Source organism: Collimonas sp. GW821-FHT07E08, from assembly GCF_059418905.1.
In genome coordinates this window covers 1-1,522 of sequence record NZ_JBWKQR010000046.1, presented here as the reverse complement: position 1 = coordinate 1,522, position 1,522 = coordinate 1, and the positions used below count along the sequence as shown (strand labels likewise).

Sequence of the window (1,522 nt, the reverse complement as noted above, 5' to 3'; positions counted from 1 at the left end):
TTTGCACACGAAACTGATAATCATCTAGCCGTCCTCCCTCGGCAAGCGCCGAGCGATAAAGTCATGGTGCGAACCTCACTTTACCCAGGAGAACGGCGATGTTATTTTGCGGCATAGACCTTCATTCGAACAACTGTTTCGTCGTCATCAGCGATGACGACGACAAGGTCCTGTATTCCAGGCGCCTGCCCAACAATTTGGATCAGATCTGCGCAGCACTGGATCCGTATCGAACGAATTTGTTCGGCGTGGTCGTGGAGTCGACCTATAACTGGTATTGGCTTGTCGATGGATTAATTGAAGCGGGCTATCCACTGCACCTGGCCAACACTACTGCGATCAAGCAATACGATGGTCTCAAGCATCGTGGCGATGAATCAGATGCCCGCCATCTTGCGCATATTCTCCGGCTGGGATTGCTGCCTGAAGGTCATATCATGCCGCGGGCTACACGTGCGGTTCGCGATCTGGCGCGCAAGCGTATGCAACTGGTCCAGCAGCGTACGATGCAGATCGTTTCGATCGAAACCTGTCTGGCGCAGCAAACCGGAGGGCGTCTCTCCACTAACGACGTGAAACAGTTAACCGATGCACATATAGACGCTATGCCGTTCGGTGCGGCGGAGTCAATGGGGCTCAAAGCAAATCTGGCGGTGATGCGGGCACTACAAACGCAAATCGATACTATCGAAAATGCATTGTCGAAACACTGCCGCAGCAATCCGGGATATCGACTACTCAAAACCGTCTCAGGTATCGGGCCGATTCTCGCCACAGTCATTCTTCTTGAAACCGGAAGTATCGAGCGTTTCGCCGATGTCGGCAACTATGCATCGTATTGTCGCTGTGTCGGCAGCGTTCATGTCTCGAATGGAAAAAAGAAAGGCGAAGGCAACACGAAGAACGGCAATCGCTATCTGGCATGGGCGTATGTCGAGGCCGCCAACTTTGCCATTCGTTACTGCGAGCCGGCGCGAAAATTCTATCAACGCAAGAAAGCCAAGCGCAACAGTATCGTCGCCATCAAGGCAGTAGCGCACAAGCTAGCGCGCGCCTGCTTCCACATATTAAAAACCGGAGAGCAGTTCTCGATTGAGCGCTGCTTTGCGTAAGGTTGGCAACGGCCGGCAAGCCAGAACGTGGGTTGGACTTCGAGCCATCAAAAACTGATTGGACACCGTGCCGTTTGCCATTGTTGTTTGTTCCGAAGGAAATGAATCGTCCGACATGTGAGCCACAAGGGTCTGGAACTGCGATGCAGAAGCCATAGAACTGCCCCACAATTGGACACAGGCCGGTACCGAGATGCTTCTGGGGCAGCTGAACTGCCAGGGCGAAGATAGTAGTAATGCTTCCGCTTGATCCATATGGGTGACTGGTGCGATTCACACAACCATACACTGAAGCAAAGGGCACGAAGTCAGCCAACAGAACGTGACGGCGATGGCTTGATGAAATTGAGATATCGCGAAATATTGCGAGTGGTAAGTTTGTGCTCTTGACAGCGGACGGCTAATGGGTG

Annotated in this window: 1 protein-coding gene; it reads left to right on the top strand. The window is 52.6% G+C overall.

Annotation, left to right across the window (positions count from 1 at the left end; translation table 11 throughout):
• The first annotated feature begins 98 nt into the window (after positions 1-98).
• Positions 99-1,112, top strand: coding sequence for an IS110 family RNA-guided transposase (locus AC07RZ_RS24070; protein WP_494669863.1), 1,014 nt, complete (start codon positions 99-101; stop codon positions 1,110-1,112).
• The last annotated feature ends 410 nt before the right edge of the window (positions 1,113-1,522 follow it).